23 protein-coding genes are annotated in these 26,231 nt (G+C 55.7%); 11 read left to right on the forward strand and 12 right to left on the reverse strand.

What is annotated here, in order from left to right:
• Positions 1-8 precede the first annotated feature (8 nt).
• From ACW44H_RS16915 to speB, 5 genes are all read right to left on the reverse strand, one after another.
• A complete protein-coding gene (locus ACW44H_RS16915) occupies positions 9-743 on the reverse strand; it encodes an MBL fold metallo-hydrolase (protein WP_457505701.1) in 735 nt (244 codons plus the stop codon).
• Positions 740-2,050: a purine-cytosine permease family protein gene (locus tag ACW44H_RS16920; protein ID WP_457505702.1), complete on the reverse strand. Its 1,311-nt coding sequence runs from the start codon at positions 2,048-2,050 to the stop codon at positions 740-742. Before ACW44H_RS16920 ends, ACW44H_RS16915 begins: the two co-directional genes overlap by 4 nt.
• Positions 2,040-3,683 (reverse strand): 5-guanidino-2-oxopentanoate decarboxylase, encoded by a 1,644-nt coding sequence (locus tag ACW44H_RS16925; RefSeq protein ID WP_457505703.1) that lies wholly within the window; start codon positions 3,681-3,683, stop codon positions 2,040-2,042. Before ACW44H_RS16925 ends, ACW44H_RS16920 begins: the two co-directional genes overlap by 11 nt.
• Positions 3,684-3,693: 10 nt before the next feature.
• Positions 3,694-5,076 carry a YjiH family protein gene (locus ACW44H_RS16930; RefSeq protein ID WP_457505704.1) on the reverse strand — a complete coding sequence of 461 codons (1,383 nt, stop codon included), beginning with the start codon at positions 5,074-5,076 and terminating at the stop codon, positions 3,694-3,696.
• Between the two features lie 105 nt (positions 5,077-5,181).
• Entirely contained in the window at positions 5,182-6,132 is a 951-nt protein-coding gene (gene speB, locus ACW44H_RS16935) for an agmatinase (protein ID WP_457505705.1), read from the reverse strand.
• Between the two features lie 272 nt (positions 6,133-6,404).
• Here speB and ACW44H_RS16940 point away from each other — a divergent pair, with 272 nt between their 5' ends.
• The 8 genes from ACW44H_RS16940 (at position 6,405) to ACW44H_RS16975 (ending at position 15,234) form a co-directional block, all read left to right on the forward strand.
• Positions 6,405-7,823, forward strand: a complete 1,419-nt coding sequence (locus ACW44H_RS16940; RefSeq protein WP_457505706.1) for a sigma-54 interaction domain-containing protein — start codon at positions 6,405-6,407, stop codon at positions 7,821-7,823.
• A gap of 102 nt (positions 7,824-7,925) precedes the next feature.
• The gene (locus ACW44H_RS16945) at positions 7,926-9,056 is read left to right on the forward strand and encodes an ABC transporter ATP-binding protein (RefSeq protein ID WP_457505707.1); all 1,131 of its coding nucleotides are present in this window, start codon (positions 7,926-7,928) and stop codon (positions 9,054-9,056) included.
• Positions 9,057-9,101: 45 nt separating this feature from the next.
• Positions 9,102-10,382, forward strand: a complete 1,281-nt coding sequence (locus tag ACW44H_RS16950; RefSeq protein WP_457505708.1) for an ABC transporter substrate-binding protein — start codon at positions 9,102-9,104, stop codon at positions 10,380-10,382.
• 63 nt (positions 10,383-10,445) lie between these two features.
• Complete coding sequence (locus ACW44H_RS16955; protein WP_457505709.1) at positions 10,446-11,330, forward strand: carbohydrate ABC transporter permease; 885 nt, start codon at positions 10,446-10,448, stop codon at positions 11,328-11,330.
• Positions 11,327-12,169: a carbohydrate ABC transporter permease gene (locus tag ACW44H_RS16960; protein ID WP_457505710.1), complete on the forward strand. Its 843-nt coding sequence runs from the start codon at positions 11,327-11,329 to the stop codon at positions 12,167-12,169. Before ACW44H_RS16955 ends, ACW44H_RS16960 begins: the two co-directional genes overlap by 4 nt.
• A 62-nt stretch (positions 12,170-12,231) precedes the next feature.
• Positions 12,232-14,046, forward strand: coding sequence for a DNA helicase RecQ (recQ, locus tag ACW44H_RS16965; RefSeq protein WP_457505711.1), 1,815 nt, complete (start codon positions 12,232-12,234; stop codon positions 14,044-14,046).
• A 109-nt stretch (positions 14,047-14,155) separates the two neighbouring features.
• A complete protein-coding gene (locus tag ACW44H_RS16970; protein WP_113269383.1) occupies positions 14,156-14,557 on the forward strand; it encodes an antitoxin Xre-like helix-turn-helix domain-containing protein in 402 nt (133 codons plus the stop codon).
• Positions 14,554-15,234 (forward strand): RES family NAD+ phosphorylase, encoded by a 681-nt coding sequence (locus ACW44H_RS16975; RefSeq protein ID WP_457505712.1) that lies wholly within the window; start codon positions 14,554-14,556, stop codon positions 15,232-15,234. The genes ACW44H_RS16970 and ACW44H_RS16975 overlap by 4 nt, the downstream gene beginning before the upstream one ends.
• Positions 15,235-15,243: 9 nt before the next feature.
• Here ACW44H_RS16975 and ACW44H_RS16980 read toward each other — a convergent pair whose 3' ends face one another.
• The 7 genes from ACW44H_RS16980 to ACW44H_RS17010 all read right to left on the reverse strand — a co-directional run bounded on the left by ACW44H_RS16980 (position 15,244) and on the right by ACW44H_RS17010 (position 23,116).
• On the reverse strand, positions 15,244-16,452 hold the full coding sequence (locus ACW44H_RS16980; protein ID WP_457505713.1) for a diguanylate cyclase domain-containing protein: 1,209 nt from the start codon (positions 16,450-16,452) through the stop codon (positions 15,244-15,246).
• A gap of 329 nt (positions 16,453-16,781) precedes the next feature.
• Entirely contained in the window at positions 16,782-17,048 is a 267-nt protein-coding gene (locus ACW44H_RS16985) for a DksA/TraR family C4-type zinc finger protein (RefSeq protein ID WP_457505714.1), read from the reverse strand.
• A 121-nt stretch (positions 17,049-17,169) separates the two neighbouring features.
• Complete coding sequence (locus tag ACW44H_RS16990; protein WP_457505715.1) at positions 17,170-17,730, reverse strand: YgjV family protein; 561 nt, start codon at positions 17,728-17,730, stop codon at positions 17,170-17,172.
• Between the two features lie 205 nt (positions 17,731-17,935).
• Positions 17,936-19,984: a cache domain-containing protein gene (locus ACW44H_RS16995; protein WP_457505716.1), complete on the reverse strand. Its 2,049-nt coding sequence runs from the start codon at positions 19,982-19,984 to the stop codon at positions 17,936-17,938.
• 164 nt (positions 19,985-20,148) lie between these two features.
• Positions 20,149-21,318 carry an MFS transporter gene (locus ACW44H_RS17000; RefSeq protein ID WP_457505717.1) on the reverse strand — a complete coding sequence of 390 codons (1,170 nt, stop codon included), beginning with the start codon at positions 21,316-21,318 and terminating at the stop codon, positions 20,149-20,151.
• Positions 21,309-22,313 carry a GlxA family transcriptional regulator gene (locus ACW44H_RS17005; protein ID WP_457505718.1) on the reverse strand — a complete coding sequence of 335 codons (1,005 nt, stop codon included), beginning with the start codon at positions 22,311-22,313 and terminating at the stop codon, positions 21,309-21,311. Before ACW44H_RS17005 ends, ACW44H_RS17000 begins: the two co-directional genes overlap by 10 nt.
• A gap of 119 nt (positions 22,314-22,432) precedes the next feature.
• The gene (locus ACW44H_RS17010) at positions 22,433-23,116 is read right to left on the reverse strand and encodes a GntR family transcriptional regulator (protein WP_113269372.1); all 684 of its coding nucleotides are present in this window, start codon (positions 23,114-23,116) and stop codon (positions 22,433-22,435) included.
• A gap of 154 nt (positions 23,117-23,270) precedes the next feature.
• On the opposite strand from ACW44H_RS17010, the gene dctP reads away from it, so the two are divergent.
• The 3 genes from dctP (at position 23,271) to ACW44H_RS17025 (ending at position 26,227) form a co-directional block, all read left to right on the forward strand.
• Positions 23,271-24,266 (forward strand): TRAP transporter substrate-binding protein DctP, encoded by a 996-nt coding sequence (gene dctP, locus ACW44H_RS17015; RefSeq protein ID WP_457505719.1) that lies wholly within the window; start codon positions 23,271-23,273, stop codon positions 24,264-24,266.
• Between the two features lie 102 nt (positions 24,267-24,368).
• Positions 24,369-24,890 (forward strand): TRAP transporter small permease subunit, encoded by a 522-nt coding sequence (locus ACW44H_RS17020; RefSeq protein ID WP_113269370.1) that lies wholly within the window; start codon positions 24,369-24,371, stop codon positions 24,888-24,890.
• 2 nt (positions 24,891-24,892) lie between these two features.
• A complete protein-coding gene (locus ACW44H_RS17025; protein ID WP_447044502.1) occupies positions 24,893-26,227 on the forward strand; it encodes a TRAP transporter large permease in 1,335 nt (444 codons plus the stop codon).
• The last annotated feature ends 4 nt before the right edge of the window (positions 26,228-26,231 follow it).

Raw genomic sequence — 26,231 nt, forward strand, 5'->3', positions numbered from 1 at the left:
AAGGCTCCTTAAAGCTCGTGTTGGCGAAGCCAATCATCAATAAGTTGGCGTAAATGCTGGCCGCTAAAACTGGGAAAATGGCCCCCATGGACGGTACGAACCGGCAACTGGCGTAGCCGGCGCATACTGGCGGCATAATCAGCGATGTCGCTGTGCCACAGATCTTCAATGAGTGGGCCATCGTAAATCAGGTCACCGGAGATAAGTGTTTGGGTTTTCGTCTCCCACAGCGCAATACCACCTGGGGAGTGGCCAGGCGTATGAATAACTTCCCACTGGCGGTTCCCTAAATCCAGTATCTCGCCATCCTTTAGCGGAGATACCATTTGCGGCGCCTGAATACGGTAACGATCATGTGAATAGGGTGCTGGGGGTAGCGCCTCAAACATATCATCGCTGAGAAACTGGTCTGCCAATGTGCGCGTGTTGTCAGGCGAGGTCAGAATGTCCGCCTCGGCAGCATGCACGTGACAGCAGCCAAACTCATGAGCCGCACCGATATGATCAAAGTGGGTATGACTGGCGACCGCCAAAAGATTACGTTCGCTCAGTAGTGCCACCTGCTCACGCAGCGGCACCGCCCCCAAGCCAAAATCCACTACCATGCCGCGCTTGCTGCCCTGAACATGCCAGATATTGCAGCGGTAAAACGGTTTGATCCACGGCTCATCCACTAGGGTGATACCGTCCGCCTTAGGGGTGGTGCGGTACCATTGTTTTTCGTTAATACGTCGAAGGCTCATGCAGCCACCCGCTTCCCGGCCACTGCCTTACTGACCACGAAATAGAGAGCACCAGTGATTACGAATACCGGCAGCGACGCACCAAAATCCAACGGCGCGACCCAATTCCAGTAGTAAGCCAGCAACGCGCCTATCCCGTAGCTGCCCAGCGCCAGCCAGTTGAAGGCGGGAAGGCTATGTTCAGCCTGGATCAGCTGTGCCGAGGTATAGCGCTGGCGACCCAGCAGGTAGTAATCCACGATCATCAGGGAAAAGGCCGGGATAAAGACGCTGCCGATAATCAACAGGAAGGTCTGGAACTGGTCAAGAATGCCGGGAATCAGCGCGCCTACCACTGACACCACGCCGATGATCAACGCCGGTTTCCAGAACGGTACTTTGGGACGTACGCTCATGAATGAAAGCGTCGCGCTGTAGACGCACATCACGTTGGTGGTCAGTACCGAGAAGAAAATCACCAGGGCGGCGGGCAGGCCAAACCCGAAGCCGCTGAGCAGGGTCGTCGGGTCGTAGGTGGGCTCCATACCCACGCTGATTGACAGCGCTGACACCGTGGCGCCAAGGCCCATCGCTACCAGCGTTGCCACCACGTAGCCGCCCCAAGTGCCCACAACGGCTGCTTTTAGCGAGCGGCAATGACGATTGTAGTCCGCCGCCAATGGTATCCAGGAAAACGCCGTTGCGACCACGATATCGAACACCACGCCGCCGCCCAACACGCCTTCGGGCTCCAACTGGGTGATGCTCGGCAGATCGTAATGGCGATTGAGCGCGAACAGCACCACCGCCGAAAGCCCCAGCATCAGCAAGGCCGCTATCTTCTCGACTTTCTCGATCCCCAGGTGACCGCGGAGGGCAATCAGCACCACCAGGGATTCACAGATGACCGTGAAGAGCGCCACATTGGAGTAACCGGTCAGGCTTTCCACGGCGTAGTCCAGACTCATGCCGGCGAGCAGCGCCTGGATCCAGCTCCAGGCAATCAGCGCCAACAGATTCACCCAGGCGGGGAAATTAGCCCCTTTTCTGCCGAAAGTGCCTCGCGCCAGTACCATGGTGGTCATGCCGGTTTGCTGTCCCATCACCCCGATCAATACCAGCGGAATGATACCGATCGCCGATCCAATCAAGATCAGCAGCATCGCATGCTGAAAGGTCAGGTCCGGAACTAAAAACATGCCGGTTAAGGTGGTGGTAACCACTACATTGGCGCCAAGCCAGAGTGCAAAGGTTCCCGGTAGACCAAGGCTATGTTCAACATCGTCGGCAGATAGTGTGTCCTGGCCGAGCACATGGTTATTCTTCATTGTTATCTCCTGGTGACATCAGGTTTTTCTGCCAGGCAGCGGCATCAATTTCGATCAGTAGCGGACCGTTGGGCTCGCGGTTGTCGAGCGCGTTGGCAAGTTCGGCGGGGCTCTCCACCAGCATGCCGGGGCAGCCAAACCCTTCGGCCAGGGTGAGGAAGTTGGGCGCCTGAATATCTACCCCTAAGCGCGCTACGCCGTTGGCGTCCATGTAGCGGCGAATCTCTTCGTAACCGGCGTTGTGCCACAAAACGATCACCACTGGCAGCCGGGCTTCCACGGCGGTGGCGATTTCCGACAGCGTGAACATCACACCACCATCTCCTACCAGCGCCACCACCGGCAGGTCAGGCCGCGCCAACTGTGCTCCCAATGCCGCGGGCAACCCGTAACCCAAAGTGCCGTAACCGGTAGAGGCATTGAAGTAGCGGCGTGGTACAGGCTGGCTGACCAGGTGGTTACCGGCATACACCGGCGCGGTGGAGTCGCCTACCAGAATCGCCTCCGGCAGATAGTCGGCCAGGATTTTATAAAGCGGCACGAAATCGCTAAACGCCGGATCGTTTGCTAGATCCAGTGCGCTCAGAGCGGCGGCGGTTCGCTCGGCGCCTTGACGCTTCAGCGGCGCCGAAAAATGCACCAGCAAAAGCTCCAAGCTGCGCCCGGCATCGCCCACCAGGCCCAACGTGGTGCGCTGATTGCGTACCAACTGTTCAGGATCAAGATCAATCCGAATCAGCGTACCGTTGAGGTGAAAACCGTCGTCAAAAACGACGTCGTAGTCGGTTTCACCCAGTTCGGTCCCTATCGCTAGAATGACATCCGCCTTGGCGGCAAGCTCTCTTACTGCAGGCAGCGCAGCATTGGCGCCTAAGTCCATCGGGTGATCACGACCAAGCAGCCCCTTGGCGTTGATGGTTGTCACCGTGGGTGCATCCAGTTGCTCAACTAATGCTCTTGCGGCTTCCGGCGCTGAAACGCAGCCGCCGCCCAATAGCACCAGGGGCTGCTTCGCTGCTCTTAGTAAGCGTGCAGCCTCAGCCAAGCCTTCTGGATCGGGCGCCGCGCGGTAAAGCGTGGGCGCTTGCCAACTAACCGGAGCGCTGACCGGCGCATTGAACAGATCGATGGGGATTTCAATATGCACCGGGCCTGGGCGCGCGCCGTTGAAAACGGCAAAGGCGCGGGCCAGTACCTCGGGTAGCGTGCTGGCATCCAGCAGCGTGTGGCTAAAACGCGCCACGCCGCTGATTATCTGCTGTTGGCTGGGCAGTTCGTGCAGCCGCCCTTGCCCCAAGCCCAAGGTATCGCGGCGGTTCACGCTAGAAATCACCAGCATCGGTATGGAGTCCGCCAGGGCTTGGCCCATGGCGGTGGCAATGTTGGTCATGCCTGGGCCGGTGATAATCAGGCACACCCCCGGTTGGCCGCTGGCGCGGGCATAGCCGTCGGCCATAAACCCTGCGCCCTGTTCATGGCGCGGGGTTATATGCTGCACATCGCTGCCTTCCAGCCCGCGATAAAGTTCGACCGTATGCACGCCGGGAATGCCGAACAGCGACCGCACGCCGTAAGTATCGCGCAGCAGGTGAATCAACAGTTCGGCGCAGGTCATTGTCTTTGACTCTTTCATGCATGGCCCCTTAGAAGAAAAACGTGTGGGCCATAAAGGCGATGATCGGCAGCGTAATCGCAGTACGCAGCAGAAAGATGGCGACCAGTTCCCAGAGCTTGATGGGAATTTTCGACTTGAGCAGCAGCGCGCCGATTTCAGACATATAAATCAGCTGAGTAAGCGACAGACAGGCAATCACAAAGCGGGTGAGCTCGCTTTCGATATTGGTCGCCAGCACCGCGGGCAGAAACATATCGGCAAAGCCCACCAGGGTGGCGGGCGCTGCCGCCTCTGCCTCTGGAATACGCAGCAGTTCCAGCACCGGTACCATCGGGTAAGAGAGCCATGTAAATAGCGGGGTGAACTCCGCCAGAATGAGCGCCACCGTGCCAATGGCAAATACCAGAGGCAACAGCGCAAGGAAAATATCCATGACGTTGATCAGTGCCAGGCGCGCCAGTTCACGAGGGCCGGGAGCTCCAGCGGCGCGATTGGTGGCTTGAATCAAGCTGTAACGAAACAGGCCCACTTTTTCAGTGCGTTCTTCACTCAACTGGCAGCCCACGGGCTCGTAGTAGTCATTGGATTTGCGCGACAGCGGCGGTAGGCGCGGCACAATCACCGCCGCGATCAAGCCGGAAACCACCACCGTAAAGTAGAACTGCACAAACAGGTGGTTGATATCGACGAAGCTGGTGACGAGCAGCGCAAACGCAATCGATACCACGGAGAAATTGGTAGCAATGACCGACGCTTCGCGCTGGTTATAGAAGCCTTGCTCATACTGCTGTGTGGTGATCAGCACCCCTACGGTACCCGAGCCCATCCATGAGGCGGTGGCATCGATAGCGCTGCGTCCCGGCAAATTAAAGATCACCCGAAACGGCTTGCGCACCATACTGCCGATGAACTCCATAAAGCCAAACTCGACCAGGAACGGCAGTAGCAGCGCGGCAAAGAAGAAGAAGGTTAGCAGCACCGGCGCAAGGTCATTGAGCATGACGCCCCCTGTAAAAGAGGCGGTGATGAACTCAGGTCCAAATTGGAAATAAGTCATCACAGCAAACAGTGCGCCTAATACACGCATCACAAACCATAACGGCCCAACGTGAAACATTTCATGCAGCACGCCTTTAACGGCCCAGCCCGGATGCGCCAGCTTGGCATAAAGCGTTGCCACTACTGAAAGGCAGAGCACCACCATTGCAATGGCGGGTAGCGCCGAGCCCAGCAGGGTTTGCAGGCCATCGGCCATTAAGCCCATGCCGATGTTAATGGTGTCACCCACTTGAAAAGGGACGAGAAACAACAGCACCCCGATCAGGGAGGGGATCAGAAATTTCAGTAAGTGCGCGCGGGGAATCGGTGCCGACGAGGTCGGCTGTTCCGATTTAACGTTGCTATACGGCATAGGGGTCACCCATTGAAAGTGATTATTGGAAGTGGGCTGGCGGCGTTGTTAAGTCAGTACTGTTATTATTTAGTCGCTATTTATTTGTTAGCCATCCGGTTGGCGTCATTCGCTGTGTTTAACGCCCGGCAATACACAGAGCATTTCATACAGCAGCGTGGCGCCCATTAATGCCGTGTTCCCGCTGGGGTCATAGGGTGGTGATACTTCCACTAGGTCGCAGCCGACAATATTTAGGCCCGCCGCGCCGCGAACAATTTCTAGCCCCTGGGCCGAAGTCAGCCCGCCCATTTCCACCGTGCCGGTACCGGGGGCAACAGAAGGATCCAAACCGTCAATGTCGAAGCTGATATACACCGGGATATCGCCCATTTTTTCGCGCACTTCAGCCATCAGCGGCGTCAGCGAGCGATGCCAGCACTCCTCAGCCTGCACCACACGAAAGCCCTGCTCGCGACACCAGTCGAAATCCTCAGGGGCGTAACCGGTCCCGCGCAGGCCGATTTGCACAACCTTGTTGTGGGCCAGCAGACCCTCCTCCTGGGCACGACGAAACGGCGTCCCATGGGCAATCGGCTCGCCAAACATATGCTCGTTCACATCGGCGTGGGCATCGATATGAATCAACCCCACCGGGCCGTGCTTTTTGGCCATCGCGCGCAGAATTGGCAGCGTCAGCGTGTGCTCGCCGCCTAGCGTCAGCGGAATGCAGTCATGCTTTAACACGTCGTCGTAAAAGGCCGTGATGATGTCGACGCTTTTCGGCAGGTGGAACGTATTAATCGGTACGTCGCCGATATCAGCTACTTGCAGGCTTTCAAACGGTGCGGCGCCGGTGGCCATGTTGTAGGGGCGAAGCATGCGCGACTCATCGCGAATCTGCCGCGGCCCAAGGCGCGTGCCGGGGCGGTTCGAGGTACCGATATCCATGGGAATACCAATAAAGGCGGCATCCAGCCCTTGGGCGTTCTCTTGAGTAGGCAGGCGCATCATGGTGGCGGGGCCTGCAAAGCGCGGCATGGTGTTGCCGCCCAGCGGCTGATTAAACTCTGACATCGTTATCTCCTTGGATTTATTGTGGCGTTGAGGCACGGCTGATCCATGCTGCCTAGTTGGGTTCTTTGTCTTCTTGGGGTTTTTTGTCTTGTAAGACGTTGCACATAACGTGCCAACCCTGCGCTAGCGATAAACAGGTAGGATTACTGGCAAAACGATGCAAAAATGCATCAATAAAGCCCACCAACGATTCACAAATGAATCAATAATTCATTTATGAATCACCTGGGCAAGGCTGGCTGCACTGAGAGGGATGGCGTGAGAGAAACACAATGAGTGAAATAGACAAGCACGTACTGCAAACCATCGTAGAAACCGCCAACGACCACTTCTTTATCGTCAGTGGCGATGGGCAGATCGTGGATGTCAGCCCAGGTGCCGAAGCGGTTTATGGAGTATCGCGTGAAGAGCTGCTTTCCAGCAGCGTTCAACAGCTACAGGCGGCTGGGGTATTGAAGCCCTCCATTACCATGGAAGTCATGCGTACCCGTCGGCCCGCGCAATTGATGCAAATCACCGGCACAGGCCGGCGCGTCATTGCAGAAGCCTATCCGGTGTTCGTGAATGGCAAGCTGGAACGCATTATCAGTCGCTCGCGAGATTTAACCGACCTCCAGTTGCTGCAAGACGAATACGCGCTGCTCCAAAAACGCTTTAGCGAACACTTAAAGCGCAGCCATGCCGCGCCGGATGCCGAAGAGCAGGCGTTGGATGACGCCCTGGATAACCTGCAGGTCAGAAGCCATGTGATGCGGGAAATTGCCCTACTGCTCAAGCGGGTCGCCCCTTCAGACGCCAATGTGCTGATGCTGGGGGAGTCCGGCGTGGGCAAGACCGCTTTTGCCAAGCAGCTACATCGCTGGAGCCAGCGCCATAACGGCCCTTTCATCGACGTCAACTGCGCGGCGATTCCTGAAAATCTGTTCGAGTCCGAAATGTTTGGCTACCAGCCCGGCGCTTTCAGCGGCGCCGCACGGCAAGGTAAAGCCGGGTTATTGGAGCAGGCCGAAGGGGGCACGCTGTTCCTCGATGAAATCGGCGAACTGCCGCTGCTAATGCAAACCAAACTACTCAAAGTCATCCAGGACGGCAGCCTGACTCGCTTGGGCGATACACGCTCGCGCCGGGTCGATTTTCGCTTGGTGGTGGCGACCAATCAGGACTTGGGAAAACAGGTAGAAGCGGGACTTTTCCGCTTGGACCTTTACTACCGCCTCAACGTGATCCCGGTCACCCTGCCGCCACTGCGCGACCGCCGCGAGGATATCCCCGATCTGGTCGAAGCGTGCTTAAAAAGGCTGAACCAGCGCTATGGGCGGCAGAAAATTCTCGGCAATCAGGTATGGTCGACTCTGATGGGCAGCGACTGGCCGGGGAATGTTCGCGAGCTGGAAAACTGGCTGGAGCGGGCCTGGCTCTCAAGTTCCACCGATCAAATTGAAGCCCCCACCGCACAGGCCCATAGCGAACAGCGCGCCGACAGCTTGCCGAGTGGCTCCCCCGCGCCGCTGGTAGCGCCGCTTGCTCCGGAAGAGAATCTCAAACAGTACCTCGAACGCTTAGAGTGTGAAGCGCTGCAAGCGCTATGCCACACACTCCCCAGCACCTACGCCATCGCCAAACGGCTGGGCATTAGCCAATCCAGCGTGGTGCGCAGGCTGCAGCGCTACGGCATCAAAGTCACCAAGTGAATTTTTCGCTTGACACGCGTTTGTTATATAAGTGTCATACAACGGCAACACCTTCAACACAAGCTGACCTAATAACAACCAACAGCCGGTGATGTGTGTGCTATGTCTAATCAATCGCGTATCCGCCTGGAACGCGTCATCAAACGTTGGGACGCGACCACTGCTGTCGATGACATCTCCTTCGATGTCACGCCTGGGCAATTCGTCATTCTGCTGGGCCCTTCGGGCTGTGGAAAATCAACCACGCTGCGCATGATCGCAGGCTTGGAAGAGGCCAGCAGCGGGCGTATTCATATCGGCGAGCGCGACGTCACGCGCCTGCCGCCTGGCGACCGTGGCCTGAGCATGGTGTTTCAATCCTATGCGCTGTTTCCGCATTTAAGCGTTGCCGACAACATCGTCTTTGGCCTGCGCAGCCGCAAAGTGCCCAAAGCCGAGCGGGGCGAACGACTAGCCAAGGTCGCCGAACTGGTTGATCTCACCGATTACCTGGGCCGTAAACCTGCCCAGCTTTCCGGTGGGCAGCGCCAGCGGGTCGCCCTGGCACGCTCGATTATCTCCGAACACCCAATCTGCCTGATGGATGAGCCGCTCTCCAACCTGGATGCCCGACTGCGCAGCGACATGCGCCGGGAAATCAAAGCGCTCCAAAGTCGCCTAAACATGACGGTGATCTACGTCACCCACGATCAGGTCGAAGCCATGAGCATGGGCGACCGCGTCATACTGATGCAGCACGGCAAAATCGTGCAGGACGGTACGCCCGACGAACTTTATAACCGCCCCGCCAGCGCCTTCGCCGCCAGCTTTATTGGAAGCCCAGCGATGAATCTGCTGCCGCTGGTGGCCGGTGAGACTGGCGCCGTCATCGAAGGTGAGCCGAGCACGCCCGTGGCCCTCATGGAGGCCGCCGGTGGACACTTGGGCGTGCGCCCAGAAGATATTGAGCTACGGCCAGCGGCGTCGCCAGGCGTACCCGCCAAGGTAATAAGTGAAGAGTACTTGGGGGCAGATACCATTGCCTATGTCGAGGTGGGCTCGCATACCCTGCGCGTTCGATTAAGCGGCAAACCGCTATTGACTGGCCAGCCATGCAGCCTCTATTGGGCGTCCAAGAACATACACCTTTTCGATGCTAACGGCCTACGGCGCGATGATATGCCACTAAGCGATTTCGCTCCGCCAATCCGCAGCATTCCTCGTCCACCGGCGGTGGGCTCTTTCCAACACTGATCGCTTTTCAACCTTGATTCAGTCCTGATACTTGTGGAGTCTTTTATGCGTGCGCGGATCCCTTTTGCGATGACGGCCCTGGCAGCGGGCTTATTAAGTGCCGCCCAGGTTAACGCTGATAGCGTTGATCTGACCATGTACTACCCGGTCTCGGTGGGCGGGGCGCTCACCGATGTGGTGGACAACTTAGTAGCGGAGTTTGAAAGCGAACACCCGGATATCAACGTCGAAGCGATCTACGCCGGTAACTACGACGACACCCGCGTACGTGCCATGTCGGCCATGGAAGCCGGCGACACGCCTCAGCTGTCGGTCATGTTTTCCATCGATCTGTATGAGCTGATCGAACAAAACGCCATTGTGGCTTTCGATGACCTAATCGAAACCGACGAGGAGCGCGAATGGCTGGATAGCTTCTACCCCGGCCTGATGGAAAACGGCCAGTTGGATGGCAAAACCTACAGCATCCCGTTCCAGCGCTCCACCATCGTACTGTTCTGGAATAAAGACGCTTTTGAAGCCGCTGGCCTAGATCCCGAAACACCGCCTGAAAACTGGGAAGAGATGGCCGAGATGGCCGCCACCGTTAGGGAAGCCTCCAACGGCGAACAGTGGGGCGTGATGGTGCCTTCTACCGGCTACCCCTACTGGATGTTCCAGGCCTTTGCTTTTCAGAACGGTCATCGCTTGATGAGCGAAGATGGCACCGAGGTCTACTTTGACGACCCCGCCGCGGTGGAAGCGCTGGAGTACTGGGTATCGCTTGCTGACGAGCACAACGCCATGCCCGATGGCACCATCGAGTGGGGCACGCTGCGCCAGAACTTCTTGGAACAGTCCACGGCAATGATTTGGCACACCACCGGTAACCTGACAGCCGTGCGCAGCGAAGCCGATTTCGACTTCGGTGTTGCCATGCTGCCCATGAAAACCCAGCGTGGCAGCCCCACTGGCGGCGGCAACTTCTATATTTTTGAAGACGCCAGCGAAGAGGAGCAGCGCGCGGCGATGACCTTTATCCGTTGGATGACCGCCCCCGAACGTGCCGCCGCCTGGTCGATTGAAACCGGCTACATGGGCGTCAGCCCCGCTGCTTACGAAACCGAGGCACTCCAAAGCTATGTTGAAGAGTTCCCACCCGCCGCCGTCGCCCGCGACCAGCTTGAACACGGCACTGCGGAGCTCTCCACCTACCAGGGTGGCCGCATTCGCCGCGCCCTGGATAACGCCGTACAAGCGGCGCTGACCGGTCAAATGACACCGGAAGAAGCGCTTAATCAGGCGCAGCAAGAGGCCGATAGCGTGCTGCGCCGCTACGCCCGTTAATTGTTATAGGTTTTACTGTTCGCCGGGGCTCGCCCCGGCTTCCTTCACTTGCGGTGTTCCATCATGTCCTTAACCGCTTCCCATAAAATGCAGCTTTACGGTGCGCTACTGTTGTTACCGGCGGCGGTACTGCTGACGACTTTCGCTTATCTACCGACGATCACGACGGTGATCAATAGCCTGTTTTTACCAGGCTTTCGGGGCGCCCCTGCTGAGTTTGTAGGGCTTGAAAACTATCAGGTATTGTTCGATGACCCGACGTTTTGGAAAGTAGCTCGCAACAACTTAATCTACGCCGTCGGTACAATCCCCACCTCTATCGCGCTGGCCTTATGCATGGCGCTATTCGTTAACGGCAAACTGCGCGGGCGCGGCGTTGTGCGCATGGCCTACTTTACGCCGACCATTCTACCCATGATCGCCGCTGCCAATATTTGGATGTTTTTCTACGCGCCACAGATTGGCCTATTCAATAAACTGCTCGGCATGTTGGGCCTCTCCGGGGTGAACTGGCTGGGCGATCCAAGCGTTGCGTTAAGCTCGGTGATCGTGATGTCGGTGTGGAAAGAAGCCGGCTTTTTTATGATCTTCTACCTGGCGGCGCTGCAAAGTATGCCACCCGAGCTAAAAGAGGCGTCCGACCTTGAAGGTACCAGCCGCTGGAGTTTTTTTTGGCGGGTCACCTTCCCACTATTGATGCCCACCACGCTGTTTGTGCTCATCAACGCCCTAATTAACTCGGTAAGGGTGGTGGATCACCTGTTTATTTTGACCAAAGGTGGTCCGAATAACGCCACCAACCTACTGCTCTACTACGTCTACGAGAACGCGTTTTCGTTTTTTGATGGCACCACAGCCGCGACTATTACGGTGGTTATTCTGCTGGTACTCGCCATCGTTGCCACGCTCAAGTTCACGATTCTAGATCGTAGGACGCACTATCAATGAAGTCGACCACTGCCTATGCGCCCCGCTCCCGTTTCGTCTCCATTCCATCACTGGAAACCGTGGCCGCGTGGCTGCTGGCGATTATCTGGATTTTTCCGTTGCTGTATGCCTTTTGGGCCGCCTTTCACCCCAGCGAGTTTATGGTGAATTTCGAACTTTTCGCCCCGCTGACGCTGGAGAACTTCGCCAACGCCTGGTCGCAAGCGCCCTTTGCCCGCTACTACCTGAATACCTTCGCCCTGGTAACGGGGGTGGTGATCGGTCAGTTTGTGGTCTGTACCCTGGCGGCGTTTGCCTTTGCGCGCTTTCCGATTCCCGGCAAGAACATTCTGTTTATGCTGGTGCTGATTCAGCTCTTTGTGTTCCCCGAAGTGCTGATTGTCGAGAACTACCGCATTGCCAGTGAGCTCGGGCTGATCAACACCATCACCGGGATTGGCCTACCCTATGTAGCCAGCGCCCTGGGTATTTTTCTGCTTCGCCAAACCTTTAAAACCATCCCAAGGGAGCTTGAAGACGCCGCCCGCATCGAAGGCTGCAACTGGCTGGAAATTCTCTGGAAGGTGTACGTACCGCTCGCCAAGCCCACCTACCTGGCTTATGGGCTGGTCTCGATTAGCCACCACTGGAACAACTTTATCTGGCCGTTAGTGGTCACCAACTCGGTAGAGAGCCGCCCGCTCACGGTCGGGTTAGGCGTCTTTTCCGCGCCGGAAACCGGCGTCAACTGGGCGACTGTGAGCGCCGCAACGTTGCTCAGTATCGCGCCCCTGCTAGTGGCTTTCCTGCTCTTCCAACGTCAGTTCGTTCAGTCGTTTCTACGCGCTGGGATTCGCTAGGCAAAATCCTTTGAGTTTTCGTGCGACAATTCTCCCTCAAGCACGCGATAAGGAGAGCATCAATGCACGGCGACCCTCACCCGGCAGCCCTCAAAGTGTTGCAGGAGGTATTTGGCTACGACAGCTTTCGCGGCCCGCAGCAGGCCATCATCGAGCATGTGATCGCCGGCGGCGATGCGCTGGTGCTGATGCCCACCGGCGGTGGCAAGTCGCTGTGCTATCAGATCCCGGCACTACTGCGCGAAGGCACCGCCATTGTGGTCTCGCCGCTGATCGCGCTGATGCAGGACCAGGTGGCGGCGCTTAAGCAGAACGGGGTTAGGGCGGACTACCTCAACTCCAGCCTCGACTACCACGAGGCAGTCGCGGTAGAGAATCGCCTACGGGCGGGGGAACTGGACCTTTTATATGTCGCCCCCGAGCGGCTGGCCACGGCGCGTATGCAGATGCTACTGGAGCAGACTCGGATTGCGCTGTTCGCCATTGATGAAGCCCACTGCGTCTCCCAGTGGGGCCACGATTTTCGCCCGGAGTATCGCCAGCTCTCCCAGCTACACCAGCGCTTTCCCCAGGTGCCGCGCATCGCCCTTACCGCCACCGCCGATGTGCCCACCCGGGGCGATATCATTGAGCATTTGCAGCTCCAGGAGGCGGCGCTTTACAACAGCGGCTTTGACCGGCCCAACATCCGCTACCATATCGCCGAGAATCAGGGTAACGCCAAGGAACAGCTGCTGCGCTTTATCCGCGACAACCACGACGGCGAGGCGGGTATCGTCTACTGCCTCTCCCGGCGCAAGGTGGAAGAGACCGCCGCCTGGCTGGAACGCCAGGGGCTGACGGCACTGCCCTACCACGCAGGGCTTCCCCCCGAACAGCGCCAGCAGCACCAGACACGCTTTCTGCGTGAAGATGGCGTAGTGATCGTCGCCACTATCGCTTTCGGCATGGGCATCGACAAGCCGGACGTGCGTTTTGTCGCGCACCTTAATCTGCCTAAAAGTATCGAAGCCTATTACCAGGAGACGGGGCGCGCCGGGCGTGATGGCCTGCCCGCCGATGCCTGGATGGCCTATGGGCTCCAAGATGTCATCACGCTGCGTCAGATGCAGCAGGACTCCAGCGCCGCCGACCAGCAAAAGCGCATTGAGCAGCAGAAGCTCGACGCCATGCTGGGGCTGTGTGAAATCATCAGCTGCCGCCGGCAGGCGCTTTTGCACTACTTTGGCGACCGGCTGGACGCCCCCTGCGGTAACTGCGATAACTGCCTGACCCCACCCGAGACCTGGGAGGCCACCGTAGCGGCGCAAAAGGCACTGTCGTGCGTCTACCGCACCGAGCAGCGCTTCGGCGTGACCTATCTGGTGGACGTGTTGCTGGGTAAAAGCAACGAGCGCATCATCCGTTTTGGTCATGATCGCCTCAGCACCTTCGGCATCGGCAAAGAGCTGACTGCCAGCGAATGGAAAGCGCTCTTTCGCCAACTGATTGCCAGCGGCTTTTTGAGCGTGGATATGGAAGGGCACGGCGGCATCAAGCTCACCGCCAATGCCAAGCCGGTGCTGCGCGGCGAGCAGAGTCTCACCCTGCGCAAACCCCTCAAGACCAAGGCCACTCGACGAGGAAACAAAGGCGCCTCTGCACCCCAGGGCCACGGCCCGCTGTGGGAAGCTCTACGCCAGCACCGCCGTGAACTGGCCGACGCCCAGGGCGTGCCTGCCTATGTGATTTTCCACGACGCCACCCTGGCTGAACTGGTCGAGCAGAACCCCCAGAGCCTGGATGCACTGGGCGCGATATCCGGCATCGGCGCGCGCAAGCTGGCAGATTACGGAGAGGGCTTTCTGGCCGTTATTCTGGCGCATCAGGAAACCTGAGCAAAACAGTTGAACCAGCGCGCCGGGAGTTAAAAAAAGCTCAAATGATCGCTATTTTCAAAATACGCTCACTTGGCGTAATCTATGAGCAAGTGAGGAGAAAGATATTATGGCCATTCAACACAAAACCGCCGACAAGCGCCGTGAAATGGGGGCCGCGGCAATGCGCACCTACCCCCACATTTCACACGCATGGGGATTGAAAGAGAGTGAAGCAGCGTTGCTTTTAGGCGTACCGGATTCAACCTACCGACGCTGGAAGCAGGCGCCTGAGCAAGCTCGCTTGGATGCCAATCATCTGGAACGGATGTCCTTGATTCTAGGCATCTACAAAGCACTGCATATACTGCTTCCCAACCAGGCGGCGGCTAACAGCTGGCTGCAGAGGCCCAACCACAATCCGCTCTTTGCCGGGCATTCGCCGGTTGAGCGCCTGTTAGACGGACAAGTCTCTGACCTTTACGTTGTACGCCAACATTTAGATGCAGCACGGGGCGGGGGCCATGCATGACGTTTCCTTTAAGCAACGTCTCATGGCGGCCCAGTTACCGTATTGTCCCCTCACGCTTTCCACCTATCGATTTGTTCGAGAACGTCAATAACAACGCTGATGACTGGGAACTGCTGAACGAACTAGAAGGTGAAACCTCGGCACGGCTGCGTGAAGCTGCGGGGACTATCCATCTGATTCGTGACGAAGACCGACGTTATGGCCCTGGCTGGACGCCTGTAATGGCGGCCTTCTGCCACTTTTCCGCTACTGGCTCGCGTTTTACCGATGGCACCTTTGGCGCTTATTACTGCGCGCTAACGGAAGCCACGGCGATAGCCGAGACCTGCTACCACGCAGAGCGCTTTATGAGTGAGTCCCGCGAGCCACCCATCATGCTTCAGCAACGTGTTTACCTATCGGATTTATCGGGGCAATTGATTGATATACGCGGGAACAATGATCACCAAGGACTACTTAATCCCGATAGCTGGTCAGCCGGACAAGCATTTGGTCGAAAAGCCTGGGAAGAGCAAGCGGATGGTATTGTTTACCCGAGCGTCAGAGACCCTAAGGGCGAATGTGCCGCAGTGCTGCGACCACCAGTACTTTCCGCGACACGACAAGGTCGGCATCTCGGTTATGACTGGGATGGACAGCGCATACGTCATGTTTATGAGTTGACGGTACTGAGCTAGCGGCTCCGGCTATGGCATTTTATTAACGCTAGCGACCCAGATCTTATTGCGCCCCTGCCGCTTAGCTTCGTAAAGAGCCAAGTCGGCATAGGCTAATAAGTCGGCTGGCGTAAGCAGTTCAGTGGGACGCAGCACTGCAGTTCCAACACTGGCGGTGACGATACCGCGGTCAGGATTGCCATGATGCGGTATTTGCAAAGCCTCCACGCTATAGCGAAAGCGTTCTGCTGCTAGACTTGCTGCTTCAGGTGTCGCATTCGACATTAATACGACAAACTCTTCACCGCCGTAACGAACCACTAAATCTCCCTCGTTTCGACTGTTAACCTGCATTGCCCTTGCCACTTGACGAAGGCAATGATCACCTTGCAAATGGCCGTAGTGATCGTTATAGGCTTTAAAATGGTCGATATCGATCATCATGAGCCCTAAGTAGTTGCCCTTTTCTAACGTCTCCTGCCAGCGAAGAGGAAATACCGTGTCGAAATGACGCCGATTGGCAATATTGGTGAGTGGGTCAGTTATTGAAAGTTGTGACAGCTTTTGATTATCTTCAAAATAATTCCCAGCCCGGAGTTTCTCTCTTAACACATGCAAATAAGACGTTCGCTCACTGTGCTCCAACCGGTAGTTCGCGACTAACGTGAACGTGGCATTAGCGAAAATAGTAAACATGGCTAAGCGCTTCGCTTCTGGGGGCATTGGCTCGTAAACCAGGATAAAAACTAGCATTATCAATATGCTGAGGGCGGTTGATGCGCAGGCATAACCAAAGCGTAGCGAGTAAACAATATTCCCCACCACCAAAATCAGCCCAAATGAGAAAACGTCTAAGTAAGAGTAAGGTTCTAAAGAAGCGACGAAAATCAGGCAAGACAACACCGTAGCAACAATGACGATACTCGCCATAAGCGCTTCGCGAAGTACTGGGGTGACTCCTCGATAGACAAACCAAAGAATCGGCAAACCAAAAGGCAACATGATACCCGCACGCAAGAGGAGTGCTGTTGTGAAAGCGTCAGGACGGTAGCTATAATCGTTGATCAAAAACAAGCTATAAATAAACGCTGATATCAGGCCAGCCACCGCCATATTGCGACTACGTTGTTGCTGGGTATCTTCCTCAAAGCGGGCCTCCACCTCATCGGCAAAACGCAAACGCCAAGGACGACTTTTTAACTCATCTTCGACGGCTTCTAACAACACGTCATTAACCATTACCCGCCCTCAAAACCCCACCTTTCACCCATGAAACACAGCATCATAAGTAGCTAACAGAAGCCAAATAGCACATCCAAACACGAGCGTAGTGTGCCATAACAAGCGCCAGGAAGATGACTAACAACTCATAAATAATAACTAAAAAACACAACAGTCATTGATGAGTTATTTAGACTGTTACAGATGTAGTACGCCCGCGCCGCATCACCTCACCCGGTAATAGCAGATAAGGCACGGTTAACACATTGAAATTATTCAATAGGGAGGACTGGTTAAGTAATAAACCGCGATGACCATCGTAGGAAAACAGGTTTGCTTTGCCAGCTTTAACGCAGTTGGCTATCTTTACTGCCCCGCCGGTTATAGCCACTGAAGCCCGACTGCTTTTTATCCAGTTCGGCCTGACAAGTCACACAGAGCCGAACGCCAGGAATCGCTTTTCGGCGCGGTTCAGGAATGGGGTCGCCACACTCCTCACACTCTTCAAGGCTTTCTCCAGAAGGGAGCTGGCTACGCGCGCGCTGCACGGCATCCTCTAATGTGCTCTCCATCTGCTCTTGTTCGGCGCCGTCTTTTGTCCATCCGCCTGCCATAGTCGTGCTCCTTGATCCGGCAATAACCATCTTTCAGCATAGCAGCTAAGGGTAGTGCTAACCCAACAGCATGTGGAGCTGCTCAAAAACAACTCAAGCATAAATACGCGCCCATCACAGATTAGGCTGGGTGATCGTTCTTCATTATTTTCTCGAATACTTCTGGGTATTTTCGCTTTGCTTTCATCATTCTGACAATTGTGATGATATTGGTAATCACGATCAGTCCTTCCGCAACCGTGCCACCAATGGCACCAATGAGAAGATTATTCAGCATCCAGGCCAAAGCGGCTAACCCTAAGCAAATCCGCATGGCGATACCACGCAGCAAAAACATGCCAACAGTGCCCAGCACCATCGCCGTCATCGGCAAGAAATCTACCCAGCTTTGCCATGTAAATATTGCAGCGACACCGCTAGCGAATAACACACCAGCCATAACCGCCTTGTTGCCTATATAACGACGGGCCAAGGCAATCCGCACAATTACTAGCATTGTTAACGCCGCTGCCGTCCAGCTTTCGAAAAAAACAAACTGAAGAGCAAACGCAACATTGGCAGAAATCAGCAGTACCAATAACCGATCATCGTTTTTACTGGCAAATGCCATTACGCAAATCACCAAGGCCACCAAACCACAGACTTGACCAGCTAGAACACTATGGCTCAGGTTGTCCAGCATTGAGTATTTTCCTCGTTGAAATCTTGCCGTTTCCCCTGTCGCGGCGATTACTGCCAACCCTGAGCGTGGCCCCGGCTACTACGATGCCCTTGCACGACAATAGATAGTATCGAAGCCCTGAATAAACGGCGCCTGTTGTACGCCAGTGGCACGCACCGGGCTAACCGGCCTGCAGTGCGCTGGGGGATTTTTAAGCCACTATCAATCAGGTGATAGGAAGACAGGTGATGGCGATGACATCGTTGCGGTAATGATCGTTGCGCTTATACTCGCGATAGCCTGTCGATGCGACCATGGCGGTTAAATAGCGGTTGCCCTCATACTCTAATTGCTTAAAGCAGCGTTCTCCATTCCGTAAACTGAGCACATCTTCATAACCGTTATCCAGCAAAAGAGGTAATGAAATATCCGGTAATGTCGAAGAAATCAGTCGACCTTCAGCATCGACAAAAAGAGCAAAAGGAAGCGGCAACTGCACATCAGTAGTAGGAAGATTATCTGCTAGAATCTGCCGAAACTCAGGGGTCGCATCAAATACAGTAGCAATGCCACCAATCACAGCATGATTAGTGAAATCGACCACGGGCGCACAATAAACATAAGTGCCGCCATTGGCATACAGCTCGCTTTTAGTAAACGCTGAAACCACATATCCCTGATCAGAATCTATCGTCAGGCACGCCGCCAGCGGCAACGACTCGGGCACTTGCGTGCCAACCAAGCGTGCAGCGTTATTATCAGAAACTGCGACAATAATGCCCTGTTGGTCAAACACTAAAATAGTCGTGTAAACAGTATAGAGAGTATTTATGGCGTGAATAACCGCCGAAAGCTCCTGACGCGCTTGCTCATCACCTTTCGAGGCAGGCAATAACTGGCGGCGAATACGCTCATCAAGTGCCCACCAACGCACATCATTGGCGCGTTCGTAAAGGTTACGATCCATAATGCTCACCATACTAAAAGCGCGCATGGTGACATCGGCTATGGCCGTTAAGCTCATTCCCTGACTCAAGGTGGCAATAGACTCTTCAAATACCTGATCCGTTAAACTGCCAATTTCACGAATCTGATGCAGCACAGGCACTAGCTCTAATGCTTTGTGGCGAACTGAAATAATATGACCGTTGATAACGGCTAGATTAAGCTGCTGCGCAATCATAGCCGCCTGATGACGAATATTACTTAACTCCCCTTTTACCAGCTCGGCTTCGGTCGATGGTGGGTTTACGTTCTGCTTTCTCAACGCACCATTTGATAGCTCGGTGAGTGCAAGGCAGCGCCAACCTAATCCCGCATACCCTTGATAAGGAGAACCAGCAACCTGTCGGCAGGCATAGGGTTTACCCTGTAGCACTATGACGCCAACACCACTGGTACCTACTTGAGATAACGACTCGTTAAGCGCTAATTGAGGCAGGCTGGAAACGACGACTTTGCTATTGCTATCTAGTAGCGCAAGCTCGAACGCTCCATCCGCTAACTCTTCGAAGATACCGCGCACTTCTTCATTAAGCTGAAAGCTCAGCGCAAGATAGCCTAATCGCTGGGTCGATTCCGCTTGATAAATGGGTGCAATAAACAGCAAGGCTCGTTGTTGGTGAGGGGCTAACGGTGTTGACGCAAAATATTCGATGTAACCAGCATTTAGATGAGGCAGCGTTTGCAGTAAAGCGTCATCTTGAAATGTATTGCCCTCTGGAAACTTTAGGCTGGTACGCAGTTTACCCTCTAAATCGAGCAGCATCACGTCATCATAAACTGAATACTTAGCAACATAGCGGGCCAAGTGCTGCTGGATATTTACCTCTCCTTCACTGTTCTCCATATACGCACGAACGGAACTATCAGTTGAAAGAAAACCGATATCAGCCGAGCGTTCAAACAAATTGCGTACCAGCATATCCACCGCGATCGCTGCTCTTCCTCCCAGCACCATCTCATACTCGCGGGCATACTCCTCAGTCAAAGCCTTGGCAAGCTGAACGCGCAAAAGTCGAAAACGATTTTGCACTTCAGTGACACGATCCAAGACGCCATTACCTCCACTGCGACTGGCCACCTTACCCACCAACGCGATAATGGCTAACCAGCTATCCAAATGAGACAACTGACTGTCGTAGTTTTTAACGTAAGCGGGAGGTTCCAACGCACGAGGCGCATGCGTTCTGCTAGCGGTAGAGTGCGTACCAGAGAGAGAAAATCGAGTGTCAACTCGACTGGTCAAGCCCGGTGATAAAGAGCGGGTAGTCATTGTGCCACCTTGCTATCAAAGCATCTGCCTAGACGTTAAAACCAAGAGACGTTAAAACCGAGAGACACTAAAAAAGAGCCAAGTGACTTACTATAACCTTTTGCCACTCAACTCAAAGCATTAAGTCTAATAGAAGAGCATCTGCAGAGTGCGGAAGCACACTTTTAAATCTTCGATGATGCCATGCTGCTTTGTCGCTGCCACAGCAGCACCATCAACGGTACCAACGCAACGGGGATCAACAGTAGATTAAGCGTCGCCCACCCCAAGCCATTGACCAAGGGGCCGGCGAGCAATGCGGTGGTGGCAGCCGTGCTAAACACTAGGAACTCATTGGCGGCCTGGGTGCTTGCTTTATCCACAGGACGGTAACTCGCAGTAAGCAGCCCGGTGGCGGGCAGAAAGGTAAAGTTCCAACCTAAGCCCAGCAACACCAGCGCCACGTTGAAACCGGCCAAACCGATACCCAACTGAGCGACCAAGGCACTTGCCACCAGCAGCAGGCAACCGGCTACGATCACCTGTTTGGCGCCAAAACGCGTGGTTAAATGGCCGGTAAAGAACGAGGGTAAAAACATCGCCACCACATGCCACTGAATGGTCATCGACACGTGATTAAAGTGGTGCCCTGCACCCGCCATGGCGAGCGGCGTGGCAGTCATGGCCAAGTTCATCACGCCATAACCCACCATCGCAGCGCTCACCGCCACAATAAATCCGGGCTGGCGAAGTATTTTACCCAGTGGCAGTGCGTCTCCTTCGCCGTGGGTGCGTGATGCGGGCGGCAGTTGCGTCAGCATCAGCACCAATAAGGCCAGTGCGTAGAGCGCTGCCAAGCCCACAAAGCTGCCCAGAAACGGTACATCGCCCAGCTCACGACTCACCCTGGCCAACCACGGCCCAGCAAACGCGGCCAGCACACCGCCCCCCATGACCAAGCCAATCGCACGGTCACGCAGCGGCGCAGGGGCGGCCTCCACGGCAGCAAAGCGATAGAGCTGACCAAAGCCAATACCGATACCAATCAGCCAGGTTGCCAGCAAGAACAGCCCAAAATGCTCGCCAATCAGTGCCTGCACAGCGACCACCGCGCCCATCAACCCGACCAAATTGCCCAGTATAAACCCGCGCTTTCGCCCCAGCCTGGCCATGATTAATGAGGCTGGAATCGTCGCACACATCAGCCCCAACCACTGGGTGGCGACCGGCGCGGTCGACCATGACGCACGGGGCGCCAAAGACGCCCCAATTAGCGGAGAGACGGCGATCAGCAGCACGTTGCCGCTGACCAGCAGTGCTTGGCAGAGCGATAGAAGGGTGACGGTTAAAGGCATGGTGTACTCTCCTGAAGTGAATCGGTATGGGAAGACGCAAAGCGTTGGCGATAGACCGAAGGAGATACGCCATAGTAGCGCTGAAACTGGCGGCGTAGTTGCTCTGCACCGCCCAGCCGCCAGCGTTGTGCCAAGCGTTCAAGGGATAAGTTTTCGCGCCCGTTGAGCAGCGCCAGACGCGCTTGTTCAAGGCGTAGCTGGGTCAGGTAAGCGCCTGGGGTAGTATTCAGATGGCGCCTAAATAGCCGGGTTAAATGACGCGGGGAGACTGCCATCAGCTCGGCCATGCTCTCAAGCCCGTGATCAATGCTGGGGTCGGCGTGGAGCTGATCCAGCAAGCGGCGCAGCGGGCCCGCCTCTTGTTGGTGTCGCAGTATCTCGCTGAACTGTGACTGCCCTCCTGGGCGCTGCAAAAATACCACTAGCTCACGAGCCACTCGACCGGCTAGATCAGCACCGTGATCTGCCTCTACCAGCGAAAGCGCCAAATCAATCCCTGCCGTGACACCCGCGCTGGTGTAACAGCCGTTGCTTTCGATATACAGCGCATCGGGCTCGACGCTTAGTGCGGGGTACTCTTCAGCTAATTGCGGCGCATGGCGCCAGTGAGTGGTGACGCGGCAGCCATCCAGCAGCCCCGCGGCGGCTAACAAAAATGCCCCTGAACAGATCGAACCTAGCCGCCTCACCTCAGGGGCCACCTCACAAAGCACCTGTTTTACTGAGGCTATTTCACGCTGCTGCATCACGCCGCTTCCGCCCGCCACCAACAGCGTATCCAGGGGCAGTAAATGAGTAAGTTGGTGGTAGGTGTGCGTAGCGTGCACGGCTAGGCCACCGTTGGTGGCAACCGGGCCGACGGCGTCGGCGACCAGGGTCAACTGATAGACCGGCTGGGGGCTTAGCGCATTGGCGCTGGCAAACACCTGCCAGGGGCCACTGACATCCAGCAGTTGGCAGTCGGGGTAGGCAAATAGAGCAACATGGCGAGTCACAGTCTCTCTCCGCAACGGGAAATCGAAGCATTAAAGAGAGTGTCAGCGTTGCGTCCCATGTCGGCAAGGACGATTACCCCACCGATTCAGACATCTTTATAAAAACCGATACATTATGATCAGCCCGTTCTCTCTAACGGCGCCTCCATGCGGCGTACACTGGAAACGAAGTCGCTAAAACGTTCGCCCTGAATTAGCACATGATCGCTCAGCGCCCGCTGCGCCGCCACAGGATCGCCCTGCTCAATGGCTTCCACAATGGTTTGATGCTCGCTGAGCGAATTAGTGACTCGCTGTCGCACCTGCAGCTGTAGGCGACGGTAAGGCTTCAAGCGTTGTTTAAGCTGCCGCGCTTCGCTGGCCAAAAAGGCGTTATGGCTAGCGGTGTAGATACAGTCGTGGAACCCTTCGTTTTCGTAGTAATACTCGTCGCTGTCGCCGGCGAGGGCTGCCGCTTCACAGCGTTGGTGCGCCTCGTGCAACGCAGCAAGTTCCTGCTCAGTGATTCGGCGTGCCGCTAGGCGACCACACATGCCCTCGAGTTCCGCCATAACTTCGAACATCTCGATCAACTGATCAATCCCCACCTTTGCCACGAAGGTGCCTTTTTTGGGCGACACAGTGACCAAGCCGCTGGCGACCAATTGCTGAAAGGCTTCTCGTACTGGTGTTCGCGAGACCTTAAATTCACGGCCCAAAGCTTCCGGGTCCAGACGTTCTCCCGGCAAACGGCGGCCATTAATAATGTCATCCTCTAGAGAATCTCTTAATCGCTGAGCGTTGGAACGCTTGGTGTCCGTCATGTTTACCTCCTTGGAACGCGACTCAACTTAGCCGTTTAATGCTGTCATTTAGTTGACATTAGCATACGCAGCGCCTATTGATATATATATCAGCTAGCCTGATAAACATATAAAGCTCATCCAAACACACAACAACAACTGTTGGAGACGCCACATGCAACGCTATTTAATCTCAACTGCCGCCGCCCTAAGCCTCGCCATTGCCGCTTCTCATGCTTCTGCCGACACGGTGCTTCGCGCATCGCATCAATTCCCTGGTGGCCAAGGGGATGTCCGCGATGAAATGGTGCAGATGATGGCCCGCGAAGTAGCCGATGCGGATGTGGGGCTGACCATTGAAGTTTACCCCGGCCAATCCCTGTTCAAAGCGCGTGAACAGTGGGGCGCCATCGCCCGTGGTCGCCTCGATATCACCTCGCTACCGCTCGACTACGCTAGCGGCCGCCATCCAGAGTTCTCGGCTACGCTGATGCCTGGCTTGGTGCGCAACCAGGAACATGCTCAGCGCCTAAATGACTCTGAATATATGGACATGATTAAAGAAGTCATTCGCGAAGGCGGCGCCCGGGTACTTGCCGATGCCTGGCTATCGGGTGGCTTTGCGTCTAGCGAACAGTGCGTCACCTCCCCCGACACCGTCGAGGGGCAGAACTTCCGCGCCGCTGGGCCTGCGTTTGAACAAATGCTTGAGGAAGCGGGTGCTTCCATCGCTTCCATGCCCTCTTCTGAGGTGTATACCGCCATGCAAACCGGTGTATTGGATGCGGCCAATACCTCGTCGATGTCGTTTATCTCCTTCCGGCTTTACGAGCAGGTTGAGTGCTTGACTGAACCTGGCGACTTCGCGCTGTGGTACATGTACGAACCCATTCTTATTTCCGAGCAGGTATGGCAAGGACTTAACGAGGAACAGCAAGCAGCACTGATGGAAGCGGGTGAAGCCGCCGAAGCGTTCTTCGCTGAAGAAGCTGCCGCCATTGATCAAGAAATGGTCGACCTCTACGAAGAGAATGGTGTTGAGGTGGTCAGTATGAGCGAAGACGACTACAACGCTTGGCTCGATATCGCCAAGGAAACCTCCTACAAAAACTTTGCCGAGAATGTTCCCAACGGCCAAGCCATCATCGATGCGGCGCTGGCTGTCGAGTAAGCAGCTGATAAATGCCTAACGGCTCGGCCATTCCTGCCGGGGTGGCCGTTTTCTACTGATGCTTGCTTAGCTTGGCGAGATGACCAGCTTGACGAGGGAACTATGGCACCTGCAACGACACACACAACCCTTGCGCGCGGGGGCATCATTGGCGGCTACATTCGCGTCATGGATATGCTTTCGCGGCTATCCGCCTATTTGGCCTGCGCCATGTTTATCGCTGGCGTACTCGTGATTTGTCAGATGGTATTCATTCGCTATTTACTGGGCATGAGCACCAGTTGGCAAACCGAGTTCACCATCTTCTCAGTAACGGCTGCGATGTTGATGGGCAGCCCCTACGTATTGATGACGGGTGGCCACGTTGCCATCACGATCGTTCCCGACGCACTGGGCGGCATTACGCGCACCATTATGCGCTTAATCGCCTCGCTGTTTGGCTTAGGTTTTTGTGCTGCGTTGGCGTATGCCAGCTGGATTTACGTTTTCGAAGCACTTCATGGCGAGTGGACCACCGGCTCGGTATGGAATCCGCCGCTCTGGCCAGCGCTGTTGCCGATGGCTGTGGGCGCCACCTTGCTGTCGCTGCAATATGTGGCTGAAATTCTGCGTGGGGAGGGCTGAGCATGGATCCCATTACCTTAGGCATTATTGTCGCCATCGCGTTGATTGCACTCATGGCCATTGGCACCCCTATCGCGTTTGCACTGGGCGGTGTTTCACTGCTGGCGTTGCTCTATGATCGCGGCCTTTCCGAGCTCACCTACTTCGGTGAAACCTTTTTTGACCGCATTGCGGAGTTTGGCTTTGTCGCTATCCCGATGTTTATTTTGATGGGCGCTGCGGTGGCCTCATCGCCCACCGGGCGTGACCTGTATCGCTCGCTGGATTTGTGGATGGGCAAACTGCCCGGCGGCTTGGCGGTTTCCAATATCGGCGCCTGCTCTATTTTTGCCGCGCTGTCCGGCTCCTCGCCGGCTACCTGCGCGGCGATTGGCAAAATGGGCATTCCCGAAATGCGCATGCGCGGCTACCCTGACGGAGTCGCCGCAGGCTGTATTGCCGCTGGCGGCACCTTGGGCATTCTAATTCCGCCCTCGGTCACCATGATCATCTACGGTATTTCCACCGAAACCTCCATCGGTCGGCTATTTATTGCCGGGGTGGTGCCGGGCTTTATGCTCGCGGGCCTGTTCATGATCTGGACGATGATCGCCTGCAAGATGGCCGGGGGTTATAACAACCCCATGGCAGAGTCCGTTGAACGGCTAAAAAACAATGTTAAACAGAATGTGGATACCAACTTAAAGGCATTAGTACGTGTTCTGCCTTTCCTGGGCGTGGTCGCGGGTATTCTGTTTGCACTGTATGGCGGAGTTGCAACACCTTCTGAAGCAGCGGGCGTGGGTGCATTCCTGTGCTTGGCGCTGGCTATTTTGATCTACCGCATGTGGCAGTTGGGGCCGATTAAGCTAATCATGCGCGATTCGCTGCGCGAGAGCGTGATGATCATGCTGGTGATCGCCACTGCCGAAGTGTTCGCCTACGCGCTCTCCTCCATGTTTATCACCCAAACCGTAGCGGCCGCGATTGCTGGCTTGGAAATCAATCGCTGGGCGCTGATGGGGGTCATTAACCTCTTCCTGTTAGTCGCTGGCTTCTTCCTGCCGCCCGTGGCCGTGATCGTGATGACCGCGCCGATTTTGTTACCCATTATTTTGGCGGCCAACTTCGACCCTTACTGGTTTGCGGTGATTTTGACCATCAACTTGGAGATCGGCCTGATCACGCCGCCCGTAGGGCTCAATCTGTTCATTATTAAAGGCATCGCGCCGGACATCTCGCTGCGCGATATTCTAATGGGAAGCTTGCCCTACGCGCTGTGCATGGTGCTGGGTATCTTGCTGCTGTGCCTCTTCCCTGGCATCGCGCTTTGGCTACCTAACTTGATTATGGGTTAAGGAG

It is taken from the genome of Vreelandella sulfidaeris Esulfide1, assembly GCF_054072535.1.